22 protein-coding genes are annotated in these 25,797 nt (G+C 45.1%); 14 read left to right on the top strand and 8 right to left on the bottom strand.

What is annotated here, in order from left to right:
- Positions 1 to 54: 54 nt before the first annotated feature.
- The 3 genes from feoB to ACBZ72_02990 are packed head-to-tail and all read right to left on the bottom strand — an operon-like array spanning position 55 to position 3,052.
- Positions 55 to 2,097, bottom strand: a complete 2,043-nt coding sequence (gene feoB, locus ACBZ72_02980; GenBank protein XES77850.1) for a ferrous iron transport protein B — start codon at positions 2,095 to 2,097, stop codon at positions 55 to 57.
- Positions 2,094 to 2,384, bottom strand: coding sequence for a ferrous iron transport protein A (locus ACBZ72_02985; GenBank protein XES77851.1), 291 nt, complete (start codon positions 2,382 to 2,384; stop codon positions 2,094 to 2,096). The genes feoB and ACBZ72_02985 overlap by 4 nt, the downstream gene beginning before the upstream one ends.
- A complete protein-coding gene (locus ACBZ72_02990) occupies positions 2,375 to 3,052 on the bottom strand; it encodes a metal-dependent transcriptional regulator (protein XES77852.1) in 678 nt (225 codons plus the stop codon). The genes ACBZ72_02985 and ACBZ72_02990 overlap by 10 nt, the downstream gene beginning before the upstream one ends.
- A gap of 701 nt (positions 3,053 to 3,753) precedes the next feature.
- On the opposite strand from ACBZ72_02990, the gene ACBZ72_02995 reads away from it, so the two are divergent.
- The 3 genes from ACBZ72_02995 to cyaB all read left to right on the top strand — a co-directional run bounded on the left by ACBZ72_02995 (position 3,754) and on the right by cyaB (position 5,248).
- Positions 3,754 to 4,080: a winged helix-turn-helix domain-containing protein gene (locus ACBZ72_02995; GenBank protein ID XES77853.1), complete on the top strand. Its 327-nt coding sequence runs from the start codon at positions 3,754 to 3,756 to the stop codon at positions 4,078 to 4,080.
- Between the two features lie 404 nt (positions 4,081 to 4,484).
- Positions 4,485 to 4,640, top strand: a complete 156-nt coding sequence (locus tag ACBZ72_03000; GenBank protein ID XES77854.1) for a hypothetical protein — start codon at positions 4,485 to 4,487, stop codon at positions 4,638 to 4,640.
- Positions 4,641 to 4,720: 80 nt separating this feature from the next.
- Complete coding sequence (cyaB, locus tag ACBZ72_03005) at positions 4,721 to 5,248, top strand: class IV adenylate cyclase (protein ID XES77855.1); 528 nt, start codon at positions 4,721 to 4,723, stop codon at positions 5,246 to 5,248.
- Positions 5,249 to 5,267: 19 nt separating this feature from the next.
- On the opposite strand, the gene ACBZ72_03010 is transcribed toward cyaB, so the two are convergent.
- Positions 5,268 to 5,684 (bottom strand): hypothetical protein, encoded by a 417-nt coding sequence (locus ACBZ72_03010; protein ID XES77856.1) that lies wholly within the window; start codon positions 5,682 to 5,684, stop codon positions 5,268 to 5,270.
- A gap of 419 nt (positions 5,685 to 6,103) precedes the next feature.
- On the opposite strand from ACBZ72_03010, the gene ppk1 reads away from it, so the two are divergent.
- Genes ppk1 through ACBZ72_03025 form a run of 3 tightly spaced genes read left to right on the top strand, consistent with a single transcriptional unit; the run spans position 6,104 to position 12,130 of the window.
- Positions 6,104 to 8,257, top strand: coding sequence for a polyphosphate kinase 1 (gene ppk1 / locus ACBZ72_03015; protein ID XES77857.1), 2,154 nt, complete (start codon positions 6,104 to 6,106; stop codon positions 8,255 to 8,257).
- A complete protein-coding gene (locus tag ACBZ72_03020; GenBank protein ID XES77858.1) occupies positions 8,241 to 10,565 on the top strand; it encodes a YfcE family phosphodiesterase in 2,325 nt (774 codons plus the stop codon). Before ppk1 ends, ACBZ72_03020 begins: the two co-directional genes overlap by 17 nt.
- Complete coding sequence (locus tag ACBZ72_03025) at positions 10,562 to 12,130, top strand: Ppx/GppA phosphatase family protein (GenBank protein ID XES77859.1); 1,569 nt, start codon at positions 10,562 to 10,564, stop codon at positions 12,128 to 12,130. The genes ACBZ72_03020 and ACBZ72_03025 overlap by 4 nt, the downstream gene beginning before the upstream one ends.
- Before the next feature lie 251 nt (positions 12,131 to 12,381).
- On the opposite strand, the gene ACBZ72_03030 is transcribed toward ACBZ72_03025, so the two are convergent.
- Positions 12,382 to 13,281, bottom strand: a complete 900-nt coding sequence (locus ACBZ72_03030; GenBank protein ID XES78642.1) for a polyphosphate kinase 2 family protein — start codon at positions 13,279 to 13,281, stop codon at positions 12,382 to 12,384.
- A 122-nt stretch (positions 13,282 to 13,403) separates the two neighbouring features.
- Positions 13,404 to 14,453: a PhoU domain-containing protein gene (locus ACBZ72_03035; GenBank protein ID XES77860.1), complete on the bottom strand. Its 1,050-nt coding sequence runs from the start codon at positions 14,451 to 14,453 to the stop codon at positions 13,404 to 13,406.
- Between the two features lie 131 nt (positions 14,454 to 14,584).
- On the opposite strand from ACBZ72_03035, the gene pstS reads away from it, so the two are divergent.
- The 5 genes from pstS to phoU all read left to right on the top strand — a co-directional run bounded on the left by pstS (position 14,585) and on the right by phoU (position 20,077).
- Positions 14,585 to 16,792 (top strand): phosphate ABC transporter substrate-binding protein PstS, encoded by a 2,208-nt coding sequence (gene pstS / locus ACBZ72_03040; protein XES77861.1) that lies wholly within the window; start codon positions 14,585 to 14,587, stop codon positions 16,790 to 16,792.
- A gap of 73 nt (positions 16,793 to 16,865) precedes the next feature.
- Positions 16,866 to 17,807: a phosphate ABC transporter permease subunit PstC gene (pstC, locus tag ACBZ72_03045; GenBank protein ID XES77862.1), complete on the top strand. Its 942-nt coding sequence runs from the start codon at positions 16,866 to 16,868 to the stop codon at positions 17,805 to 17,807.
- Positions 17,807 to 18,649, top strand: a complete 843-nt coding sequence (gene pstA / locus ACBZ72_03050) for a phosphate ABC transporter permease PstA (GenBank protein XES77863.1) — start codon at positions 17,807 to 17,809, stop codon at positions 18,647 to 18,649. The genes pstC and pstA overlap by 1 nt, the downstream gene beginning before the upstream one ends.
- Positions 18,650 to 18,659: 10 nt before the next feature.
- Entirely contained in the window at positions 18,660 to 19,424 is a 765-nt protein-coding gene (gene pstB, locus ACBZ72_03055; protein ID XES77864.1) for a phosphate ABC transporter ATP-binding protein PstB, read from the top strand.
- A gap of 8 nt (positions 19,425 to 19,432) precedes the next feature.
- Entirely contained in the window at positions 19,433 to 20,077 is a 645-nt protein-coding gene (phoU, locus tag ACBZ72_03060) for a phosphate signaling complex protein PhoU (protein XES77865.1), read from the top strand.
- A gap of 4 nt (positions 20,078 to 20,081) precedes the next feature.
- Here the strand turns inward: phoU and ACBZ72_03065 are convergent, their stop codons facing one another.
- Positions 20,082 to 20,426, bottom strand: coding sequence for a cupin domain-containing protein (locus ACBZ72_03065; GenBank protein XES77866.1), 345 nt, complete (start codon positions 20,424 to 20,426; stop codon positions 20,082 to 20,084).
- Between the two features lie 185 nt (positions 20,427 to 20,611).
- Between ACBZ72_03065 and ACBZ72_03070 the strand changes: the two genes are divergently transcribed.
- From ACBZ72_03070 to sepF, 3 genes are all read left to right on the top strand, one after another.
- Positions 20,612 to 22,744, top strand: coding sequence for a PAS domain S-box protein (locus ACBZ72_03070; protein ID XES77867.1), 2,133 nt, complete (start codon positions 20,612 to 20,614; stop codon positions 22,742 to 22,744).
- 111 nt (positions 22,745 to 22,855) lie between these two features.
- On the top strand, positions 22,856 to 23,272 hold the full coding sequence (locus ACBZ72_03075) for a response regulator (GenBank protein ID XES77868.1): 417 nt from the start codon (positions 22,856 to 22,858) through the stop codon (positions 23,270 to 23,272).
- 375 nt (positions 23,273 to 23,647) lie between these two features.
- Positions 23,648 to 23,917, top strand: coding sequence for a cell division protein SepF (sepF, locus tag ACBZ72_03080; GenBank protein XES77869.1), 270 nt, complete (start codon positions 23,648 to 23,650; stop codon positions 23,915 to 23,917).
- On the opposite strand, the gene ACBZ72_03085 is transcribed toward sepF, so the two are convergent.
- A complete protein-coding gene (locus ACBZ72_03085; protein XES78643.1) occupies positions 23,904 to 25,790 on the bottom strand; it encodes a beta-CASP ribonuclease aCPSF1 in 1,887 nt (628 codons plus the stop codon). The genes sepF and ACBZ72_03085 overlap by 14 nt on opposite strands.
- Positions 25,791 to 25,797 lie beyond the last annotated feature (7 nt).

The raw sequence follows: 25,797 nt of genomic DNA on the forward strand, positions 1-25,797 counted from the left end.
CACCTGGCAGCGTCTAATCTGGCAAAAGGTCTTTGGGTGCGAGAAAAATGTGGGTTACATGAATAAGCTTAGAACCCTGAATGCTAATCCGCCTACCAGCAGCGCTAGTGCAATGTCGATGGCTGCAATACCTAACGCTTTTTGCCATCCGAACTCTCTTTTGCAGGCTGCAATTGTTGCTAAGCATGGAATGTATATCATAACTACTAAGGCAAAGACAATCATTTGAACAGCACTAAGTGATGTGATTGCGAGTCCTACTGAAGCTAATGTTGTTGATAGCAGAACCAGTGTGAGTTCTTTGCGCAGTATGCCAAACAGTAGTGGAATTGCTACGATTGCCGGAAGTCCCAGCCAGACGGTCATGATGGGGTCTGCGCCTGCCACAAAGTATGGCATCAACCCCGACAATGCAAAGGCTTCCACGATAAGGCTTCCAACTATGATTATCGGGAAGGCTACGTAGACGAAGTCTTTGGTTCGGCTCCACGTTTTAAGAATTACCGTTTTAGCGGAGGGTTTCTTGTAGTTGGGCATTTCCATAATTAACCCGACGGGTTCTCCTGGTAGGACTTTGAAGGCGATTCGACCCATCCCAAACACCAGAATCAAATCAAACAGGTATATTCCAATAACTGCAGGTAACCCAACATATCTGCCAACTAACCCCAAAATGACAACTGTGCGTGCAGCGCAGGGAATCAGCATGACTACAAATGCCGTGAGGAACCGTTCACGTTTGGTTTCCATAATTCGGCATCCGATGCATGCGGGAACCGTACATCCATAACCCAGTATCAAAGGTATGAACGCTTTGCCGTGCAAGCCAATTTTGTGCATGACATTATCCATTAAGAAGGCTGCACGAGGCAAGTAACCGCTATCTTCCAGCAGAGCCAAAATGATGTAGAACGGAACGATGTAGGGCAACGCGATGGTTATGCCTGCAGCGATGCCGCCTATGACACCGTTAACAATTAAGTCTACCGCTTGCGGTGGCAAAACTGTGCTCAGCAGGTTGGAGGTGTTTTCGGATAACCAGCTAAGCCCAGTGTCAAGTACGCCTGAAAGCAGGTTTCCCCCCTCAAAGATGACTGCGAAGATCGCCACAACAACACCCACCAAAATTAAGTATCCAAAAACTTTGTGGGTTGTTATAGTGGCGAGCTTTTGCTCTAAGCTGATGCGGGGCGAAGTCACAATGGTAACGATATCCTTGGCAATTTTGCTTGACAACGCGTATCTTTCAGCAGCCATAATTACGGGTGGCGTTTCTCCATGCACAGTTTCCAATTCGGCGGTTATTTCATCAACCAACTTCAGCTGTTCTTGCCCTTCAGGGAGAGCAGCTACTTTCGCGATTATGTCGGCGTCTTTCTCAAGCAACTTAATGGCGAGCCATCGGGATGGGTAAATGGAACTTAATTGGGGAAGTTTAGAAACAACAAGGTTTTCGACGGCTTGGATATGTTCCTCAATTTCTTTGCCGTAGCTGACTTCGTTTGGTACTGTTTTCTTTTCTTTGGTGGCTTGCTTTACCACGGTGTCCAGCAGTTCGCTGATGCCCGAACCAGTAACCGCAACGGTTGGCACGACTTCAATGCCCAATGTTTCAGACAATTTTTTTGTATCAATATTTAATCCTTTTTTAGCTGCAAAATCCACTTGATTGAGCGCCATCACCATGGGCAGATGGAGTTCGATAAGTTGAAGGGTTAGATACAAGTTCCGCTCTAACGCCGATGCATCAACAACGTTTACTATAATGTCAGGTTTTTCCACCGCTAAATAATCTCGTGAAACTATTTCTTCCATGGAGTACGCTGACAGTGAGTATGTGCCCGGTAAATCAATTACGCGAATGCTGTAACCTTCAAAAAAAAGGGTGCCTTCAGCGCGTTCCACGGTTTTGCCCGGCCAGTTTCCAGTGACTTGGTTCAAACCTGTGAGTTGGTTAAATATCGCGCTTTTGCCGACGTTCGCGTTTCCCGCTAGGGCTATTCGAAGTTCTTTGGCTGTTTTTTTTGGATTAGCTTGTATATTGACGTCTCTGTTGGGGTGACGCGAAGGCGTCTTTTTTGCGTAGCTTGGAGTCAATTAGGTTTGCCTTCTAAAGGCTGCACGAGAATCTGTGCGGACAAGCCATAGCCTAAGGCTAAAGCTACGCCTCTGACTTCGATTTCTATTGGTCCGCGGAAGCTGCATTTGCGTTTCAGAGTGATTTCGCATCCGGGGGTCAGTCCCATTTCGGAGAGTCTGCGCACCACTCCTAAACCTCCTGAAGTGTGAGTGACGACTGCTTTTGTACCTTCAGGTAAGCAAGTTAAAGGGACATATCCGTTATCGTTTCCCAAAGGCGTGTTACTTTTTCGTCTTAACCACATCGGTAGTCCTCCTTATTTTTAATTAGCAAGACATTGGCTGCAAGTCTTCGGCTTAGGACACTTTTTTCTCCTTCCACGCTTAGGACAATCTGTTCCGTGTTTTGTTCCATGACTTGCACTTGTGTTTTTGGCTTAATTTTCGCCTTAGCTAACTGCTGAAGATTCTTGTGTTCTTCATCAATTATGCTGCAAACATAGTAACTCTCGCCCACATTTGCTTCTGTTAAAGCGACGCATGGGTGCTCTTTGACCTCGCCGTTTTCTGTTGGGATGGGGTTTCCGTGAGGGCAACATTTAGGGTAGCCTAGTTTCTTATCTACCAGGTTAGCTACGTTTTTGGTTAGGGCATGTTCAAGTTTACAGGCTTCTTCGTGGACGTTGGTCCATTCCGCTTTCAAGACGTCGGTAAGCAAGCATTCAGCCAGTCTATGTCTCCGTATTACGTCCAAGGCAATTTTTTCGCCTTCACGAGTTAACTTGACGCCTCGGTAAGGTTCATGCATTACTAATCCGTGGCTTTCCAAGTGTTCGATGGTGTTTGTTATGGAGCCTGGCACGACATGCATTGTTTGGGCTAACTCTTTGGTTTTTGCTACTCCGTTTCTTTTTTGAAGTTTGTAGATTGTTTCGATGTAGTCTTCGGCTTCGGGGGAGAGTGCGGTTTCCATTTGTTGCACCGTTGATGGTTGCGATTGCTCGTAACTTTTACGAGCACTCGTAAATTATGTGTTTTTGTGCTTATAAGCATTATTCCAAAAAAGCTCCCAAATAATCAAAACTTCCGCCCGAACCCTATATTGAGTTCTACGTCTAACTCTATAGAATATGGCGCATACACCTAAGTTCGGCCCAAGTTGAATATCCTTAGGTGAACTAAATGTTGTCCCAAACCTGTGAATGCAAACAAAAACGGTGCTGCAAACATCCACCTCAAACAGCAAGAACTGAGACCAACTGTCCCCCTTACGAAACTGCCTTGGTTAATGGCAATTATTCGGTAACAGCCATAGACTTCTGCTTTCTACGCAGCTAATTTCTCACGATCTAACATATTTTTACCTTACAACCTCTGTTCCGCTTAAAACACGTTTTCTTTAGGAAATTAACGTTGATTTACGTCTACCCCAATGGAAAAAACTGTTTTTTAGGTAAAAGATATCGATACTATATAGTGTACTGAGTTCTCAATATATTATCAGGAAACTGCACATAAGCATCTCTAACATAACCCTTTTATGGCGATTGTCATGGAACGAGAGTTAACAGAGGACGCCTCCACACATGCAGGATCCAAGCGACAGAATGTGGATGACCTACTGAGTTTCGTTCGAACACAAGCAAATCTAAAAACTGAAAAGAGACGATTGATATGCAAGCATTAGCGATAAAAAGGAACCGACTACAAGTTTTAACCGAAATCCTTCAGACCTGTAAATCCCCCCAGACAAAAAGCCGCATAATGCACAAAGCGAACTTGTCGCATGGTACTCTCCAAGACTGTCTAATGCAACTTCTTGACTTGAGCTTTGTTGAGCATCTGCCTGATTTGAACCGTTACGTGACGACCGAGAAAGGTAGGATTTTCCTAGGTAAGTGGGGGCAACTTCAAGAGCTTCTAAATCCGCGCGAGCAAGTGATGATTAAGCGGGAACAGAAGCTGGGACCGGTTTATACTCCATTCTCAGCTAAACGCTGAAAATTCGTTCAATATTTTTCGTTAACCAATTTTTGTTTTATTTTCTTCGTATGTGTTAACCTTTTTTGTTTGTTCTTCGGAACTATATAGTTAACAGAAACTACGGGGGCATTTCTTAATTGGTACCACCTTCTATATGGTTGTGAGAAAGAAGGAAGTGAAGAAATGGAAGCAACTATAGCTTTCAAATGTCCCGCATGTAAAAGCGACTTTGAGTTCGACCCCATAGGGGAAAACGAACTTGTCTCTTGCCCGATTTGTGGAAACGATTTCAAAACCGTCAAAAAAGGAAAACATCTTAGCCTTGAATACTTGAATTTTGAAACTGCCTCCAAAGGCAATTTGAAAATTCCATTTTTCCTCTTAAAATCGAACTGCTAAGGAGAAGTCGAAGTGAACAACGCATGATTGTTGAATGCGTCGGATGTAAATGCAAATTCAACGTTCACCCTGAAAACTTTGAAAACTATGAAGTGGTTTTCTGTCCACGATGCGAGTTAAGCCACCAAATAACCAAAAAAGGCTACCTCGTGACGGTCAAAGCTCTCGTGAAAGCTTAATCTCCGTTTTCTTTGTAAATACCAAACCCATTTAGCTGGCAGGGCGATAACTTCTTTAAATCGGCTACCGTGAAGTGGTTATGGACGAGATAGAAGCAAAAATTCTTGAAGTCGATCAAAACCAAGTACGTTCAACTTTGGCTATGCTTGGAGCCAAAAAAGTTTTTGACGATGAAATGGAAACTCTTTTCTTCGACTTTGAAACAAACTCCATTGCTAACGCAAAAAATGTGCTTCGTCTGCGCCGAGAGGGGCATCAAGTTGTCCTCACCTTCAAAAATGTCTTAAGTAATCAGGCCGCCAAAATTGCTCATGAATATTCTGTTGAGGTTTCCAGTTTAGATGATGCTCGTAAAATTCTTGAATGCCTTGGTTTACATGTGGTTGAGAGTATGCAGAAGCACCGTGTGAGTTACCAGCTGGGTGAGGTGCATTTTGATTTGGACTGCTACAAGGGTGATTATTCGTTTATTCCTGAATTTTTAGAAATTGAAGCCCCTAACATCGAGCTAATTCACAAGTATGCTCAGACGTTAGGCTTTTCCCCAAAAGACTGCTTGCCCTGGTCAACTTTAGATTTGATCAATCACTATTCTAAAGGGAAATAGCTCCAGGCGGCGCAGGGATTTATTTTGTGGCTTTTTTGACTGTGTGGGTTGTGCGGCGTTTGGTTGGTTTTGTTTTTGATGGCGTTGAGGCGGGTTTCTTTGTTGGTTCTTCCTCTGTTGCTTTTTTTGATACGTTCCATTCAGGGTATTTGCCGTGTTCTTTTTTGAAGTTTTCAAGGAGTTCTTGTTGTGTTGCTTTGGGTGTGTCGCTTGCTATCCATCCTACTGCAACCTTTTCTAGGTAGCCCTCGTTTAGTAGTTTTGTGTTGATTTTTGTGATGGTTTTTCCGCCGTATCCGGCTAAGTAGCCTCCGAAGATTCTTTTGGACAGTTTTTTTGTGCGTCCTATGTATAGAATGTCTGAGGCGTTTTTTTCCGAGGGTGTGTTTTCAATGATTGCTAGTACGTTCCCTTTATTGTTGGGGAGTTTGGACATTGAGAGTTCTTTTAGAAATAGGAATTCGGTGAAGCCTTTTTCTTTCAAAGTCGAAGAATTCATGAAGTTTAATAATTTGGTTTAAAATTTAAACCTTACTATATAGATTATAATCCACTATTTATTCTATTTTGGGAGGTTTTAAAACTCTCCCTAAAGCAGTCATTAAGGTAGCGACAAGTATGAACAAGAAAGTCCCCCTTTTCGAATTCGAAACGTATTGTGTTCATAGACCAAAATCAGTTGAAGGCTCCGAGTTACCGAGGAAGCGAGACCGCTGAAAAATTCCTTCGCGAACATCGCCGCATGTTTTATAGATTTCTTAATAAACCTCACTAACCTATTTTATACACAATTCAACTCATCCCTCTCACAACGAAGGCTAAACGTAGCCAAACGCCTCCTAGGGGAAAAAACAATTGTTAAACCGCAGTAAAATTGATTCTCAAGCCACAAACAATGTTCCGAACCAGAAAAAGAACCTTGATGACCCAACTTACTTCATTAACCGTGAACTCAGCTGGGTACGCTTCAATGTCCGTGTGTTAGAAGAAGCACACGACATCTGGCATCCTCTGCTGGAGAGAGTCAAATTCCTCGCCATCTGCGGAAGCAATCTCGACGAATTCTTCATGACCCGCATCCCGCGGCTACTTAAAAAAATTAACAGAGGCTCCCGCGAGAAATCCATTGACGGCATGAACCCAATGGAGCAAGTGGAGGCTACCCGACGAGAAATTCTGCCCCTCATCGTCAACCACGCCAATTGTTGGAGCGACGAAATAATACCAGCGCTCGCAAAAGAAGACATCTGCATAAAAAACTTCAACACACTACCCGATAAGCAAAAGGGTCTGCTGCGAAAATGGTTCACCAAAGTCGTTTTGCCTTCTATGAAAAAACCCATGGAAGGATTTGACGGCAACTCCATTGAAAATCTCCACATAAACCTTTTCATACCCAACGGTTTTCCAGAAAAAGACTCCTGCTACGTTATTGATGTTCCCACAGAAAAGTACGGACGCCTAATTACAATTCCAAAAAACGAACATGAACTTGATGACTCCGCCCCCGTGGACCGGGTCGTTTATGAGTACGTTTTCTTGGAAGATTTAGTTGCAAACAACTTGGATTTGCTGTTTCCAAACGAACAAAACTTGACTTCTTACCCTTTTAGATTAACCCGTAACGGCGAAATAGCGCTTTTAATGGATGAATCCGCGGATTTCCTCAACATCGTCAAAAAAAGCCTAAAGAAACGAAAAGCTGGTTTTCCCAGCAGACTTGAATTTGACAAGCGAACCCCCATGTTTCTGCGGGAAGCCATGGCCACTGCTTTAGGTTTACCTGACTACCTGATTTACGAGTTTGATGGTCCGTTGGGGCTTGTGGACCTTTGGCAACTGAACAAAATAAACCGTCCTGACCTTAAGGATAAAGCATTTTTGCCTTCCATTTCTCCATTGCTAACTATGGATAAAAATATTTTTGAAACCATATCCAAACGGGATTTTGTTCTATATCACCCCTATGATGGCTTTGAAGTAATTGTTGACCTTCTCAAAGAAGCTGCTCAAGACGAAAACGTCACGGAAATCTGCATAACCATGTACCGTATGGACCACAAATCGCCCGTCGTTGATGCGTTAATGGCGGCTGCAAAGAACGGCAAAAAAGTCGTCGCCGTTATCGAGTTAAAAGCCAAATTTGACGAAGAAAACAACATCCTTCTGGTAGCAAAGCTAAGAGAGGCAGGCGTAAACACAGTTTACAATTTTCCCCAATTCAAAGTCCACGCAAAACTCTGCCTGATTCTTAGGAAAGAAAAAAATGGCTTGGTTCGCTACAGTCATCTGGGTTCTGGTAACTACAATTCGGTGACCGCAAAAATTTATGGCGACATCGGCTACCTTACGGCTAAGCCTGAGGTCGGCAGGGAACTTGGGGAACTTTTTAATGTGCTCATAAATGGGCTGCCCGAGCAGGAAAAAGCCTTCAAGCATCTGCTTGTGGCTCCCAAGACTTTGAAAAACGAAATCCTCAAGCGGATCGATAAAGAAATCGCGTTTCATCAACAAACCGGAAAAGGATACTTAGCCTTTAAACTTAACAATCTTGAAGAAAAAGACGTTATCCAAGCTTTATACCGTGCCTCCATGGCGGGAATTAAAATTGACCTCAATGTAAGAGGGCTCTGCTGCTTAAAACCCCAAATACCCGGCGTTAGCGAAAACATAACCGTCATATCCATTGTTGGGCGTTTTCTAGAGCATGCCCGAATTTACTACTTCCAGGATGGGGATGGAGGAGAAATGTTGTTGGGCAGTTCAGATTTGATGTTTAGGAACCTAAACGAACGTGTCGAGGTACTTTTCTCTGTGCCCGACGCGAAAATTCGGCGGTCAATTCTAGATAACATGCTGAAAATTCATCTTCGTGATAACGTCAAAGCTAGAAAACTTCTCAGCGACGGGACTTACCAACGGGTTACTCCTAAAGAGAACGAAGAAATCATCAATTCTCAATCCTGGCTTATTCAACATCGAGGCATTTGGCATGAATGCATCCGCTGAGCCCCAGCCGAAAAACCCCAGTTTCTGCAAATTTGGCGCTCAAACTGTGCTTAGTCTTATGCAAACTCTTGAAGCTCAAATCGGCGGCGTGGTTGAAAGCCAGGACATTGAATATATTCATAAAATGAGGGTTACCTCTCGTCGAATCCGCGCGGCTATGCCTCTTTTCAAGACTTGTTTTCCTAAGAAAAAATTCAAAAAGTGGCTTGGTGAAGTAAAAAAAGTAACTTCTCTGCTTGGTGACGCCAGAGACCTTGATGTTCAAATTGAATTCATAAAGCAGTACATAGAGAAGCTGGGTGCTTCTTCTCGGGACCGAACGGGTATGTTGCTTTTGCTAAAAAATCATCAAGTTCACCGCGGTGACGTTCAGGCTCCGGTGGTGGCTGGGCTTGAAGAATTGAAGCAGGCCTCTGTTTTGCCTGACTTGACCCGTTTTTGTAATCAAATCATTGAAGAGTTGCCTCAAACCCCTTTTGATGCTTCTTTGGTTTTGGAAAAAGCTTTCTGGGATATATCAACGGGAATAGACGCTTTTTTGGCTCTGGAAGAGTATGTTCACCAAGAAAACGAAGTTCTGGCTCATCATAAGCTGAGAATTCAAGCTAAACATCTGCGATACACGATGGAAGCTTTCGCGCCGCTCTACCCAACCCAACTATCAGACGAAATAAAAACCATGAAAGCTATCCAAGATACTCTGGGCGAAATGCATGATTGCGATGTTTGGATCGAAAAAATCCCCGATTTTATCGCTAAAACAAAAACTGTTCACTCAACCAAAAGCAGGGCAACCTCCAAAAATGAGGCGTCATTGCTGAACTTTCTTGATTACATAAAGAATCAACGGAAAAGCCACTACAACAATTTCGTTCAACTTTGGGATAGCAGTAGAGCGGAAAACTTTTTTGAGAACCTCAGAAAAACTGCAAACGCAGATTTAGTTTTCGACCAAACAAAAGTCAATGGGGTTCTTGTAGGTGGGGCAAAAATTGCCGTTTTTGCTGATGTTCATGCTAACCTGCACGCTTTAAAGGCGGTTATGCAAGATGCCCAAGCCCGGGGGGCAGTTGCATTTCTGAATGCGGGGGACTCAGTGGGTTTTGGTGCTTTTCCTAATGAGGCTCTTAGACTTTTGCATTCTCACAAGGTAGCCAGCATCTTGGGTAACTACGACTTGGAAGTCGTTGAGAAACGTGTCAAAGGAAATGGCGCAAAGAAAACTGCCTTGCTTTTTGCACAGAAAGAATTGGAGCCGTCTTGCGTGTCGTATTTGCTTTCTTTTCCTAAGGAACTCCGTTTAGAGTTAGGCGGCAAACGGATTCTTGTGGTGCATGGAAGTCCCGACTCCATTGAAGAACACCTTTACCCTAAAACTCCTGCGAAACGGCTTAGGTCACTAGCCAAAAAGGCAAACGCCGACTTGGTGATTGTGGGGCACTCTCATGAACAGTTTCAAACGCAGGTTAACCAAACCTTGTTTGTTAACCCGGGTAGTGTTGGGCGACCTGGTGACGGTAACTCTCAAGCAGCATACGCTCTTTTGAGTTTTGACCCCTTTAAAGTTGAGTTGATTCGGTTAGACTATAACGTTGCCGCCGCCGCCAATGCTTTACGGAGAAAGGGTCTTCCTGAAAGCTTGGCTCAAATGCTCATTAGAGGCGTATCCTTGGATGCGGTTCTTCAAAAAGACCAACGCCAAAAGGAGGCGTTACTTGAGCATCCAGAAAAAGTGGCGCAACACTCTAAACGCGTCGCCAAGACGTACCTGAGGAACAATAAGCATGGAGAGCAGGTTAAAAACCTCGCTTTAAGCTTCTTTGACGGCTTAAGTAGTTTGCATAAGCTTGGTCCGCGAGAACGGTGCTGGCTTGAATGCGCTGCCCTTTTGCATGATGTCGGCTTGGCACGTGGCGCAACAGCACACAACAAAACCTCGCTAAAGCTGATTCTTAACGATTCAAGTTTACCGTTTTCCTCTGAAGACCGCATGATAATCGCAAGTATAGCTCGTTATCACCGTAGAGGCTTTCCTAAACAAAAACACTACAATCTGGCATCTTTAAGCCAAGTGAATGTGCGAAAAGTGGCTGTTTTATCAAGCTTCTTGCGGGTGGCGGACGGGTTAGACTACACCCATGAGTCCAACGTTAAAAGCCTGAGCTTCAATGTTGGCTCCAAACGAGTTACTGTTGAATGTTTAGCTTCCTCAAATCTCGCTTTAGAGGAGCAGGCTTTTAATAAAAAGAAGGACTTGTTTGAAGAGGTCTTTAAGAAAAAACTGGTGTTACTATGGAAGCAACCATGAAAACAGACGAACATGTTGTTGCATTCGTAGATATAGGAACCAACTCTGTGCGTCTTTTAGTGGTTAGGATAAACCCCAACTTTTCCTACACCACCATATGCCAAGAAAAAGAAGTGGTTCGTCTGGGTGAACAAGAATTCAAAGACCATCTTCTCAAGCCAGACGCAATGGACCGAACCGTGTTGGTATGCCAAAGATTTGCTGAGTTGGCTAAAACTTACGGCGCCACCAAAATCATCTCGATGGGTACATCGGCAATTCGTGAAGCACAAAACCAAGCCGAATTTCTCCAACGATTATATAGAGAAACGGGGCTTGAAGTTCGCGTCATTTCTGGAATCGAAGAAGCGCGGCTTATCTGCTTAGGCGTTTCCGACGGCGCTGACTTAGGAGACGAGCGTGCCATCTTCATCGACTTGGGTGGGGGCAGTACGGAAATCTCTATTGGAAACCAGCAAGGTTGCTTTTACGCTCACAGCTTGCGGCTGGGGGCGATTCGTCTGACCACGCGGTTTATAGGCGAAGGCTGGACGGGACACATTCCCACGAGCGTTTACAAACAGATGAAAAAGTACGTCAGCAGCCAAATTGGCATCGTTAAATCCGAAATCAAGGAGTGCGGCGCAAGGAAAGCGTGGGGTTCCTCAGGTACCGTCATAAATTTGGCGGAAATCACGAATCGCCTGTTTAAAAAGAACGGTGACCGAAGCAGCATGGTTTTAACGCGTAAGAGCCTCAAAAAGCTGGAGCCGATCCTTTGCTCCTCGACGCTTGAGGAACGTCGAAAAATTCCCGGCATCAACCCTCCCCGCGCCGACATAATTGTTGCAGGAGCCGCCATAATTGAATCCATAATGGATGAGTTTGGTTTAGAAGAACTGAACGTAAGCCGAAAAGAACTCCGAGATGGCATGTTGGTTGATTACCTTTCCAATTTTGCTGGTTTTCGAGAGCTTAAGAGAACTCCTTTGCGGAATAGAAGTGTGCTTAATTTGTGTCGTTCCTGTAATTTTGATGAAAGCCATTCTCAAACCGTAATTTTCTTAGCTCTGCAGCTTTTTGACAGCGCTAAACAGGTTGGGCTGCACAATTTAGGTGACCAAGAACGGGAACTGCTACGGTATGCTGCGACTTTACATGATGTGGGCGATTTCTTGTCGTTTAATGACCATCATCTTCATTCGCATTACATTATTAGTAACGCGGGGCTGCTTGGTTTTGAGAAAAATGAAATCACCATAATGGCCACCGTTGCGCGTTTTCACCGCAAAAAGCTGCCTTCAAAAAAAGCCTTAAAAGCCACCGGTTTGGATGAGCAGTCGAAAAACGTTGTTGCTGTTCTTTCAACGTTTTTGCGTTTTGCCGAAAAGCTTGACCGGAGTCATAGTGGACTGATTAGGAACGCTGAGTTCAGTCGTTTGGGGAAAGACCAGGTTTTGCTTACCTTCTATTCTGACTCAGACTGTAGTTTAGAGCAGTGGAGCATTCTTCAAAATCGAAAAGCTTTCTTCGATGTGTTTGCTATGCAGCTAACGGTGAAGTGCATCGTTACGCCTGCATCTTAATTGAAGCGTAGTAACACTTTTTGTGGTTATATGTGGCTAAAATATACGATTTCTTCTTTGTTTCCGCTGTTATCCTTCAAAGAGCCCTCTTTAAGCTCTATCGTTATGGCTTCCTTTAGTTCCATCCTTATCACCTGTAGTGAGACACGTGAATCTATTAATTTACGATTCCCCAATAATATATAGAGTCAAACTTAGAGTATTGAGCTAAAAAAGTGCTCCAATTTCCTAAATTAGGCGTTTTCTTGTTGTTATTCTTCTTTAAGCTCTGTTTCCGCCTTTTCTAAGGCTTCCTGCTGGTCTTTGCTGAGTTTCGGGTATTCTAAGCCTAACTTCTTCATCTGTGCCACCATAATCCCTGAAATAGATGCATGTGTAACCCATTTCTTGTCGGCTGGAATAACATACCACGGCGCCCATTCAGTGCTGGTTGCGTTAAGCATGTCTTCATACACTTCCATGTACTCTTTCCACTTTGACCTCTCAGAAAGATCTGTCAACGAAAATTTCCAATGCTTATCTGCGTCTTCAAGCCGTTCAAGCAGCCGTTTTTTCTGCTCCTCCTTGGATACATTCAAGAAAAACTTCAATACTACTGTGCCACTTCGGACCAAATGCTGCTCAAAAGAGTTTATGTCTTCGTACCTTAAGCTCCAAAAGTCTTTCTTGATGGCTTCAGGCGGCAGTTTTTGTTTTGCGAGAATTTCTGGGTGCACCCGGACAACGAGCACATCCTCATAGTATGAACGGTTAAAGATACCGATGCGTCCTCTTTCAGGAAGCGCCTTTGAATGCCGCCACAAAAAATCGTGGTCTAACTCTTCTGCTGAAGGCGTTTTAAAACTGGTGACTTGGCATCCCTGTGGGTTAACTCCCGACATAACGTGCCTAATTAAACTGTCTTTGCCGGCTGCATCCATTCCCTGCAGAATAATCAGCATCGAATAGGTGTCGCTTGCCCAGAATAACTCCTGCATGTCAACAAGTTTCTTTCTGTTTTCCTGCAGAATCAAAAGCGCTTTCTCTTTTACTGCTTTTTTTCCTTTTTTGTTTTCTTCTTTTTGTGCCCACTTAGGAATCCAGCATGGGTCATAATTTTTTAATTCAATTTTTTTGTTAGGCGGCACTTTGAAGTCGTCTGTTTCCCCCATTTGCAAAATGTAGCAACCTCATCAGGTAAATTGTGTGCTGCCTAATAACCCCTCTCACTTCCTTCTCACTTAAGGTGTCCTAAAGACACGTTTTGGGAGAGATTTGAGTTTGCTGGTTATGGTTATCCTATGACGGATTCCACGTTCATGTTTAACACAACTTCAGAGATGTCGCTTGCGTATTCAGCTGTTCTTCGCACGCTTTCGATGGCAAGGCGTAGGTTAGCAACTTCTTCAATGTTGGCGCCCTTAGACAAAAGTATAACTTCTCTTTCCAGCTTGTATACCTGCGTGATTTTTTCAATTATGCTTTCAGCCAAATTGTAATCGCGTTTAAACAGTGCCTCAACCGAGCTTTCAAACATTGAAATCGCTAAATTGCTTAATTCTTCGATTTTCTCAAGGGGTTCTTCACTTACAGGTGTTTTGAGCAAAATCACTTTTTCGGCGATTTTTGTGGCGTGGTCGGCGCTTCTCTCGACGGCTTTGGCGATTAGTCTGTAGCCGATGCATGTTCTTGGGTTGTCTAAACCGATTTCTCTTACCATCCGTGAGTTGAGCACTGCCATCTTCAGTAGCCGCACGATGTAGAGCCCAAACCGGTTCACTTCGCGGTCGGTTTCTATGACGCTTTTTGCCATTGAGTAATCCAGTTTTCGAAGTGCGTTCATGGCTTCCCTGTGCATGGAGGCTGCGATAATGGCCATTCTGCTTAGGGCGCTTTGTACTGTGAGTTCAGGGTAATTTAGCAGAACTTGGAGGGTTAGCTCGTTTGGTGTATCGATCACAATTTCTGTGCCGACTAAGTAGTTTCGGGCAAAATCTTTAAGATGATTTCGTGTTTTTGACGATAATGGATGTTTGTTTTGGGATTTTATGTGGAGGATGTTGTAGCCTATTAAGTATGCGGAGATGGCTTTTCGCATTACTGCGTAGGGATTATCGTTTGGTGTGACTTTGATGAATGCGTCGTCTTTTTTTTCGGTTTTTTCCATCTTTGGCGGTAGTACGGATAGTGAGCCGTCTTCTTCTTCGCGGATCATCATTGCGCTTCCTTTTTTGAGTTGGTTTTTTGTGACCCAATCTTTTGGCAGTGAAAGTATGTATGTTGATCCGCCTGTAATTTGGAGTTTTCTTTGTTCTTCGTTTTCGGTTTTTGTTATGTTAGTCAATTTCGGCACCGTTTTCTGTTTTTCTATATTCACTAGCTATATACAAATTATGTCTATATAGACTATAAAGTCTATGTGGGGCACTCATATAACAAGGAGCCTGATATGTAGATTTTTCAGAGGAAACAAAAATGAAAACAATGTACCTTGTAGCAGCAATCGTTGCAATTGTAATCATCATAGGCGGCGTTGTCGCTTACACCTACACATCAAGCCCTGCTGCTTCCCCCAGCCCCTCAGCAACTCCAACAGAAACACCAACAAATAATCCCTCCCCCACGTCACCCTCATCAGGAGCCATGCTAACTGGTTCAGGCGCAACTTTCCCTCAGCCGTTCCTTAACGCTACTATCGTCCAATACACCTCAATGAACCCCAACGTTCAAATTAACTATCAAGGTGGCGGTAGTGGTAAAGGTGTGACTGACTTTACTGGTAAACTTGTTGATTTTGCCTGTACTGATGCGCCCTTGTCTGCTTCTGAAAGAGAAGCCGCACCAAATGCACTCCACATTCCCGAGACCATTGGCGCAATCACAATTGCCTATAACCTTCCTGGAATTACTTCTGGTCTAAAACTTGACGGAACAACTCTTGCAAATATTTACTTGGGCACTATCACCAACTGGAATGACCCTGCCATTGTTGCTCTCAATCCTGATTTAACTCTCCCCAACCATGTTATTTCTACCGTTCACCGTTCTGACAGTTCTGGCACTACAAACTGGTTCACCAAGTATCTGGCGTTGGTTAGTCCGACTTGGGAGGAAACTGTTGGCAGTGGCAAATCCGTTCAATGGCCCGGAACAAATACTCTAGGCGCTAGCGGAAACTCCAATGTTGCAGCAACCGTTACGCAAACTGAGTACTCAATTGGTTACATTGAGTTGGCTTACGCTCTTGAAAACGATGTTCCAGTCGTTGCACTCAAAAATCCTGCAGGCAACTTCATTTCACCTTCACTTGAAACTACAACCGCAGCCGCAGAATCTCTACCATCAAGCGGTTTGCCCTCTGGAAGCGAGAGTTGGGAAAACGTAATCATTCTTAACGCTCCTGGAGCGCAGGCATACCCGATTGTTACCCCAACATACATGCTGGTTTACCAAGAACTCAACGTTATACCCAGCATGACTCTACAAAAAGCAACAGTCGTTATGGAGTACATCTGGTACGTAGTCCATGATGGTCAATCACTTGCACCCGCCCTTGAATACGCGTCACTCCCCTCAAACATTGTGCAAATTGACGAAATGAGCATCTACTCCGTCACATACAACGGTCAACACTTGATTTCTGCCCCAGCCGCAGCAGCAACACCCGGTCCAGCACAACTAACTGGTTCAGGCGCAACCTTCCCACAACCATTCCTTAACGCCACCATAGTCGAATACACCACAAACATCCGCCCCAACCTCCAAATTAACTATCAAGGCGGAGGCAGCGGCAAAGGTGTAACTGACTTCACGGGCAAACTAGTTAGTTTCGCATGCACCGATGCGCCCTTGTCTGCTTCTGAAAGAGAAGCCGCACCAAATGCACTCCACATTCCCGAGACCATTGGCGCAATCACCGTAGCCTATAACCTTCCTGGAATTACTTCTGGTCTAAAACTTGACGGTGAAACCATAGCTAACATTTACTTGGGCACTATTACCAACTGGAATGACCCTGCAATAACCGCTTTGAACCCTGACCTCACTCTCCCCGACCACGCCATCTCCACTGTTCACCGCTCCGATAGTTCTGGCACTACAAACTGGTTTACAAAATACCTTGCTATAGTCAGCCCGACTTGGGAGGAAACTGTTGGCAGTGGCAAATCTGTTCAATGGCCCGGAACAAATACTCTAGGCGCTTCGGGTAACTCTAACGTCGCTGCAACAGTCACACAAACCGAGTACTCAATTGGTTACATTGAGTTGGCTTACGCTCTTGAAAACGATGTTCCAGTCGTCGCCATCAAGAACCCCGCAGGTAACTTCATATCCCCAACCCTCGAGTCAACCACCGCCGCAGCTGAATCTTTGCCCTCAAGCGGTTTGCCTTCAGGCAGTGAAAGCTGGGAAAACGTAGTCATCCTCAACGCCCCAGGCGAGCAAGCCTACCCAATAGTAACGCCAACCTACATGCTGCTGTACAAAGACCTCGGTGTCATCTCTGGCATGGACATGAACAAAGCAACACAACTGGTACAATACATCTGGTTTGTGGTCCACGACGGTCAATCTCTTGCCCCACCTTTAGAGTATGCAGCACTGCCCTCGAACATCGTGCAAATCAACGAAGCTTCGCTGAACTCAATAACTTTCAACGGGCAATCAATTCCAACCCACTGAGAGTGCTGTAAAATAGCACTTTCCTACCACAACTTTTTTTTGTTGATATACCTTAAAATGCGAGCAGATCTGCATGACTAAGAAACTGACGGGCGACAACATATTCAAGGTCTTAGCTGCAGTTATTGCGGCTTCCGCCGCCGTGATTTTGCTTCTAAACGCTTATATTCTCATCACAGGCTCCACAACTGTCCTAAGCGTATTCAAATTAGATTTTGTAACGGGCATGAATTGGAATCCCGTCGTAGGTCGAGAATCATTTGGAGTGCTCCCCTACATATTGGGCACACTCATCACCTCTAGCATTGCACTCTTAATCGGCGTTCCCCTCAGTTTGGGCATCGCCATTTTCCTTGTTGAGATGGCTCCTAAAGCCGTCAAAGTCGCCATATCCTATCTGGTGGAGTTACTAGCCGCGGTGCCCAGCGTAATTTTCGGGCTCTGGGGCTTGTTTGTTCTCCGCTTCTGGGTTTTAGAATACATCGAAAAACCCCTAAACACCTACCTAGGGTGGATTCCAATCTTCAGCGGAACACCCTTCGGCCTTGACTTTCTGACAGCAGGCATTATTTTGGCAATCATGATTATCCCAACTGTGGCTTCAGTCTCCAAAGAAGTCATAAGTGCCGTGCCCGACTCGATCCGAGAGGGCGCTTATGGCATTGGAGCGACCAAATGGGAAGTCATCCGCCACTGGGTCCTCAGCTATGGGCGTTCAGGCATTTTCGGTGCAGTCATACTGGGTTTAGGACGTGCTGTCGGCGAAACCATGGCCGTCACTATGGTCATTGGTAACGCAACTGGGCCAACTGCCATGCCTCGCACTCTTTTCCAGCCCGGTCAAACCTTGCCCTCTCTTATTGCTAACGGCTTCTTGGAGGCACCAACACCGCTGGAGAAATCCGCCTATGTCGGGGCAGGGTTAGTTCTGCTTGCGATAAGTCTCATCATTAATATTGTGGCGCATGTGATGGTGACGCGTGTTCTGAAAGTTAAAGGAGGCGCCGTCGAGTAATGCTCAGGAATAAGTGGCACAGTTACAAGTTTAGGCGCTTTAAGAACCGGTTCTTCTACGTGTTGTGCCTAATATGTGCCGTTATAGCTGTTGTGCCCCTAGCCAGCATACTCTTTGAAGTCGTCGTTCGAGGCGCCCCCGTGATAAATCTTGAATTCTTAACCTCTAACGGGCTAAAAGGAGGTATCGGACCAGCAATACAAGGAACGGTTATCTTGATTGCGCTGACCAGCGCCATAGGTATCCCTCTTGGCGTGTTGTCCGGAGTCTACCTCTCAGAATTTGGCAACAACAAATACGCAACTTGGATGCGCTCTATAAACGACATACTAACAGAAGTCCCCTCAATAGTTATTGGCATCACCGCCTACACACTAATCGTCATCGGCTTAATTGGCACCTTTTCGCCAGTCGCTGGCGCCGTAGCCCTAACATTCATGCTAGTTCCAATCGTAGCACGAACCACCGAAGAGTCCCTAAAGCTTGTGCCCAACAGCGTACGAGAAGCTTCTTTAGCCTTAGGCGCACACAGATGGCGCACCATTCTAAGCGTGGTTGTGCCCACAGCGAAAAGCGGCTTAATCACGGGTGTCCTTCTTGCAGTAGCCCGAATCGCAGGTGAAACAGCCCCAATTCTGCTAACAATTCTGGGCAACAGCTACTTCTTCCAAGGCTTAGATGCCCCGATGGACGCGTTACCTTTGAGGATATTTCTTAACTCCAGAATGCCCCAACCTGAATTGCAGGCTCAAGCTTGGGGAGCTGCTTTGGTGCTGATTTTGATGGTTTTAGCCCTCAACATCGGCGTCAGACTTGCAAGTAGAGGAAAATTACGTAGGTGAACAAGCAAAGATGAGCACAAATGAGAAAATGAAAACCGTCAGCTTAAATGCGTGGTTCGGAGCAAAACATGCTCTGAAAGAAATAAACGCCTCCTTCAAAACCAACGCAGTAACAGCCATAATTGGACCCTCTGGATGCGGAAAATCCACCCTTCTGCGGACCCTCAACAGGATGCATGAGCTGGTTCCCGGCGCCAAAATAACCGGGGATATTCTTCTTGACGGCGAAAACATATACGCAGCCGAAACCGACCCCGTCATGATTCGGCGACGCGTTGGCATGGTTTTCCAAAAACCAAACCCTTTCCCAACGATGAGCATATATGATAATGTGGCTGCTGGACTGCGTTTGACGGGAACCAAAAAGGGCAAAAACCTTGATCAGGTCGTTGAGAAAAGTCTTAGACAGGCGTCGTTGTGGGATGAAGTCAAGGATGACCTTAAAAAGCCTGGGACAAGCATTTCTGGAGGGCAACAGCAGCGGCTTTGCATTGCCCGTGCGATTGCGTTGGCGCCTGAAGTTATCTTGATGGATGAGCCTTGCTCCGCCTTGGATCCCATTGCTACAGCGAAGGTTGAAGAGTTGATTGTTGAGCTTAAACACCAATACACTGTGGTTATTGTGACGCACAACATGCAGCAGGCGGCTCGGGTTTCGGATTTCACGATTTTCATGTATCTGGGTCAACTCATCGAGTATGGGGACACAACATCAGTGTTTGAGAACCCCCGTAGTGAGTTAACCGAAAAATACATAACAGGAAAGTTTGGATAGGTGAACTTATGCAAAGACTGTTAGACAAGGGCTTAGAACAATTAACCACAGTAGTTTTTCGTATGGGTGAAATCGCCCAAAAAGCATTATCCCTTTCAGTCAGCGGGTATATTCAGGGTAAAGATGTTTCTGAACATGTCCATGAGCTTTCCGAAATTTTAGTCATGATGACTGCTGAGGTGGAAGAGAAGTCCTTCAGCTTAATCGCAAAGTACCAGCCCGTGGCTTCAGATTTGCGGATAATCAACAGCTACATGAAGATTGCGTACGATTTTGAGCGGTACGGCAGGTATGCTTGGGACATCGCTTTTCTTAACCCCAATATGGGCTTATTAGGTGGCTGTGAGGGGTGGATGCAGCAGTTTATCCAAGACATGAGTGAAAAAGTCCTCTTGATGGTAAAGATAAGCGTTGACTCGCTAAAGTGCCTCGACACCGAGCTTGCTAAGACTGTGACTAAAAGTGAGCAGGAAGTTGACGAGATGTATATGCAGTGTTTGAGTAGGCTTGTGAAGGAGGCTGGGGTGATGAACAACTGCACAATTTCCAGTGTGCTTGCCGTAAGGTATCTTGAGCGTATAGCTGACCACGCTACATACGTTGCTGAATCAGTGGTTTACGTGTCGACGGGAGAAAAAGTTTCCCTTCGATAAGCCTCTACGACCGTACCATGATAAGCATCATTTTGAACCGTGTCAGCGCCTTAAGAGCGTGCGGTTCGCCTACAGGTAACATTGTTACCTCCCCTGCTTTCAGCTTTATTGGTTTGCCTGACACTGTTGCTTCTGCTTCTCCGTCAACTGCATAAATTAATGCGTCAAATGGTGCCGTATGCTCGCTTAAGCCTTGGGCAGCGTCAAACGCAAATAATGTGACTGTGCCCGCCGTTTTATCGATGAGTGTTCGGCTCACTACGGCACCTTCCTGATAATCTATTAACTCCGCCAAGGTTTTGGCTTGTGCAGTAAGCTTGGAGTTTTCAAGTTTTCTGTTTTGGTCCAAATTTCTTCGCCTCCACCCAAATATCAATACAATCAATAAATAAGCCTATTGCAAACATGCCTAAACTTGCTTAATTTGCGTTTTTGGAACTTTCTTGTTCTCTATTAGTAGGGTTCTTTTATGTTTTTAGATAATTCTTTTATTTGATACATAACATCTTTGTTGTTAATGGAGAGAGATTACTTTTGGATGCGGCGGCTTCAAGTTCTTTCCGAAAGTTCGGACTTGACTTAGTTGGCGACGTTCCGTGGGGAACCCATCTCTGCCAACTCTATCAAAACAAACACGACATTTTGGATGTACTATGCCCCTACTTCATGGCTGGTTTACGCGATAATGAATACTGCTTGTGGCTGGTCTCATCCCCCTTCACAGTAAAAGCCGCAGCGAGGCATCTAAAAAAGACCCTCCCCGACTTCACACGTTACTCCAAGCAGGGACAACTAACTGTTTATCCTTCCACAGAATGGTATTGTTCTGAAGATAAAATCGGCAAAGAAGCAATTATGCAAAAATGGGTTGAAAAAGAAGAGAAAGTGCTTTCTGAAGGATTTGTCGGGCTGCGTATCTTTTGTAATTTACCCTCAGAAAGCCGTTTTTTGCCAAGCCACTGGGTACACATGATTGATTACGAAAACTACGTCACCTCCGTTTTTAGCCAACACAAGATACTGGCTATTTGTGCCTACCCTTTGAAGAACTGCACCGGCGCAAATGTATTGGATATTGCGCATAGTCATGTTGGAACGCTAACTAAACGCGGCAAAGAGTGGGTTTTAGTTGAGGATGCTGGTAAACGCAAAGAAAACGAGTTCAAATACCAAAGCATCGTGCAGACCTCTCTTGATGCTTTTTGGATTGTTGATTTAAACGGCAATTTTTTGGAGGTCAATGGTACGTTCTGTGACTTGACAGGTTATTCTCGAAGCGATTTGCTTTGCATGAACCTACACGACTTGGAAGGAGCTGAAGCCACCAGAGGTGTTATGCAGCGTATAGAAAAAGTGGTCTTGCGTGGTCACGACCGTTATGAAACCCGTTTGTTACGGAAAGACAACTCTCTTATTGATGTTGAGGTTAGCGCCCAGTACATTGCTACACAAAATGGTGGACAAATTTTTGTTTTTGCGCATAACGTGACTATGCGTAAACGAAACGAACAAGCCATCAAACATAACGAAACGCTGTACCGAGAGTTAGCGGACAGTATCACTGACTGTTTTGTTGCTCTGGACAAAGACCTTAGGTATGTTTATTGGAATAAAAAGAGCGAAAAAATAACCGGGCTTAAAGCTAAAGATGCCATCGGTAAACCTTTCTTTGAGGTTTTCCAAAAGGATGAAGGAACTGTACGCGTAGCAGAAGCGTACCAAAAAGTGCTAGACACTAGAAAACCGCTGGTTTTTGTTGACGAATTGACAATGAACAATCGAAGGGTTGTTGTGGAAAATCGCATTTATCCCTCGAAAATAGGTGTCTCCATATTTACCAAAGACATAACGCAGCATAGAGAACTGCAGAATAAACTCTCCGAATACACCCAACGGCTAGAAGATTTAGTCAGAAAACGGACTGAGAAATTAAAAGCCGCTGAACGTCTGGCTGCTATAGGGGAAACTGCAGGCATGGTGGGACACGACATCCGCAATCCTCTGCAGACCATAAGTGGCGAGCTGTATTTAGCCAAAGGCGATTTGATGTCGTTGCCCGACACTGCCGCCAAGAAAAGCCTCTCTGACAGTATCCAAATAATTGGGGAACAAATGTCCTACATTGGTAAAATTGTTGCTGACCTGCAGGATTATGCTCGGACATCCCTGCCCTGTTTGGAGGATGTTGACCTTAAAAAAATGGTTAACGACATTCTTTCCACTATGATTGTTCCTCCAGATGTGGTTTTTGTGGTCTCGGTGAAAAAGAGTTTTCCAAAACTGCGGTCAGACGCGGGCTACTTGAAGCGGATTCTGATTAACCTCATAATTAACGCTGTGCAGGCTATGCCCCGTGGTGGAAAACTTGTTTTGAAGGCAACCTGCAACGAAAATACTGTGTTTATTCAAATAAAAGATACTGGCGAAGGTATTTCGGACGAGGTTAAAGCTAAAATCTTTAAGCCCTTGTTCACTACTAAACCTAAAGGTCAGGGGTTAGGGCTGGCTGTTGTAAAAAAGTTGACAACTGCGTTAGGCGGCAACATCTACTTTGAAAGTAAACTGGGAAAAGGCACCTGTTTCACTGTTGAACTTCCTTTGAGCCTAACAACCGAGACTTCGCTGTTGAACACCGAATCCGTTGATTCGGCGGCTAGTTCCTTTTAAATTTTTGTGACTGTGACTGGGTAACAACAAATCTATAAACCCTTTTTCGGTGGATAGCTAAAAAAGCTGCTACTACAGCTGCCTCTATATTCCGACTGGTGGTGTTTGAGTGTGTGTGTCCCCCAAAAATCAATCCTAATCGTTGATGACGACAAAGCGATTCTTAGAGTTTTAACAAAACTTTTGGCGAAACGAGGTTTCACGGTTACGGCTGTGGAGACGGGTTTTGCAGCTTTAATTCAGATTGAGAAGACCTGTTTTGATGTTGCTTTGCTTGATGTTCGTTTGCCTGATATGCTGGGGACGGACCTTTTGCCTGTGTTAAGAAAAGTTTCTCCCAAAACGGTGCGAATTATTTTCACGGGGTCACCTAGTATTGAAAAAGGTGACCGTGACCATGAAGATATGGATGTTTTCCTAGTTAAACCTGTTAGCCCCGAAGTCCTTTTGAATGTTTTAAACGAAAAACTTTCCCTCAATAACTCCTCATCAAAAACGGGACAACACCTGCCTGAACCATTAGTGTAAATGCTTCAAAACGTTCCTACCATTGCCCCGCGTGTGTAGGCAAAAATGTGTGTCATACTCAGCAAAACCAAACTCGTGTTACCCAAAAGAAACCGTTTTCTGTTTTTTGTAGTTGTATTCTTTGCGGGAGATAAGAAATGCTTAACTGTCGAGACAGCATAATAACATACGTTATCAAGAAAAAATTTGCTTAATCTTGAAGTAGCTTTCAAGCCTGGAAAAGAGGAGGAACAATAAACGCAAGACCAAGAAAACCCTGAGAACAACCAAGCCCAAACTGAGCAAGCAGGCTCAACCCAAACGGAAACTGAAAGCGCTGAACCCCAAGGCTCACCAGCACACCCAAAACTGACCTCTACAACCTACCTCAAAGCTATGCCCCTGCGTGACTTAGCTGACCTTGAAAACGTCAAAACTGAAGTCAGCAACGGCAATATCCTCATCCTCAAAATTACTCCCTTGGCAAACAAGAACATTCTTGATGTTTCTCGGGCTGTGAATGAACTTTACACTTTTACAGAAGAGATTGGCGGCGACATTGCACGTCTCGGTGAAGAACGCATTGTTATTTGTCCCCCAAAAATAAGGATTTGGCGGGAGAAAAAACCCGCGCAGAACCAGAAACCGCTGCCTACAGCAGCCTAAACGTTTCCATCACTGCAGGCACAATTGTGTTTATGCCTGACTTGTTACCCACGTAGTTAGCCAAGTTCAATATTTTTGACCGTTCTCCGTGGCAAAGGAAAATCCGTTCTGGTTTTGGAGACAAATTCGTCAGGTAACCCACCAGTTGTCTGCGGTCGCTGTGACCCGAAAAGCCTTCAATTGATTCTACTTGCAGTTTGCATTGAACAACCGCCATTTTGCCTTCGTTGTCCATCATGGTGACTTCGTTGATGCCTTTTTGTACGCGTCGCCCCATGGTGCCTTCAATTTGGTATGATACGAAGATTATGGTGTTGCGGTCATCGTCAGCCCAGTTCTTGAAGTATTCAATGACTGGTCCGCCTTCAAGCATACCTGAAGTAGCCAGCACAATGCAGGGTTCGCCGTCGATTATGCTTTGGCGTACGCTGGGGTGTTCTACGATGGTGAAGTAGTCGCTTTGGAACGGGTTAACTTCCTCGTGTAGGATGCTGTGACGCACTTCCCTGCCCAAATATTCAGGGTATGCGGTGTGGATGGCTGTAGCTTCGCTAATCATGCCTTCGATGAAGACGGGTGCTTCTTTCATCATGCCGCGTTTCATGTAGCCGTCGATGATGAGCATGATTTCTTGGGCTCTTCCCACAGCAGGAACTGGAATCAGCACCTTGCCTTTACGCTCCAACGTTGAGTTAATCACTTGCGTTAGGCGTTCTTCAGCTTCGACGCGTGTAGGCATCACATCGTCAACTCCGCCGTAAGTGCTTTCACTTATGATGGTTTCTACACGGGGAAACTCGTTTGCGGCTGCCTCAAGCAGCATGGTCCGTGCGAACTTGTAGTCGCCTGTGTAAACGATGTTATGTAAGCCTTCACCGATGTGCAGGTGCGCCATTGAAGAACCCAATATGTGGCCGCTGTTGTGCAAGGTTAACCGAATGTCTGGGGCGATATCGGTGACGACACCGTACCGCAGTGGGATGGTGTGCAAAACGCATTCACGCACGTCTTTTTGGTCATAGTATGGCGTGATGCCCTGTTTCCCAGCTACATCCAAATAGTCCAACTGCAGCATAGTCATCAAATTTGATGTGGGTGCAGAGCAGTAGACTGGTCCATCGTAGCCGTACTTGTACAGAAACGGTACCAGTCCACAGTGGTCCAAGTGTGCATGAGTTATTACCACCGCGTCAAGTGAGTCAATTTGAAATTCTGGCGAGTCAAACCGTGGAAAAGACTCAAACGGCCTTTGAGAACCAGGGTTAATGCCGCAGTCTAACAGTACACTGCTTTCGCGGGTTTTAAGCAAAAAGGCGCTGCGTCCTACTTCTTGAGCTCCACCCAGCACAGTTAGACGCACGTCGCCTACGTCGTAGGTTTTGGGGCGGAATATTCGTTCGCCTATCGTGCGCAGGATACGTTCACGTTCTTGGCTTTCAGAATGCAGGTAATGCCGCATGTTGGTTACGATTTTGGATTTTAGTGGTGGACTGCGTAGAACGTGGGGTCGCCATTTGGTTTTTTTGATGATTTCTTGAAGGACAATGCCGTTTCTGCCGATGACTAAGCCTGGTTTTTTGGTTTCTATGATGATTTCGCCAAGGCTGGGGTCAAAGTTTATGTCGGTGATTTCGGCTTCTTTGGCGATGAGTTCGCGGGTGATTTTTTCTGCTTCAACCTCTTGTAGCCGCACTGAAGGGTCTGGACGAACGACAATGCGTTTGCGGATGACGCCGACGATTTCTGCAATGACACTGCTTTGTTCGACTAGAATTTCGGGTTTTTTGGTGTATATGCTGAGCATGGGGCCTTCATATTCGATGCGGGTTACTTCCGCTTCTTTGGGCACATGCTTGAGAATGTATTGGGTTATTTCGACT

The sequence above is a fragment of the Candidatus Bathyarchaeia archaeon genome, assembly GCA_041447175.1.
In the GTDB taxonomy this organism is placed as follows: Archaea; Thermoproteota; Bathyarchaeia; order Bathyarchaeales; family Bathycorpusculaceae; genus JADGNF01.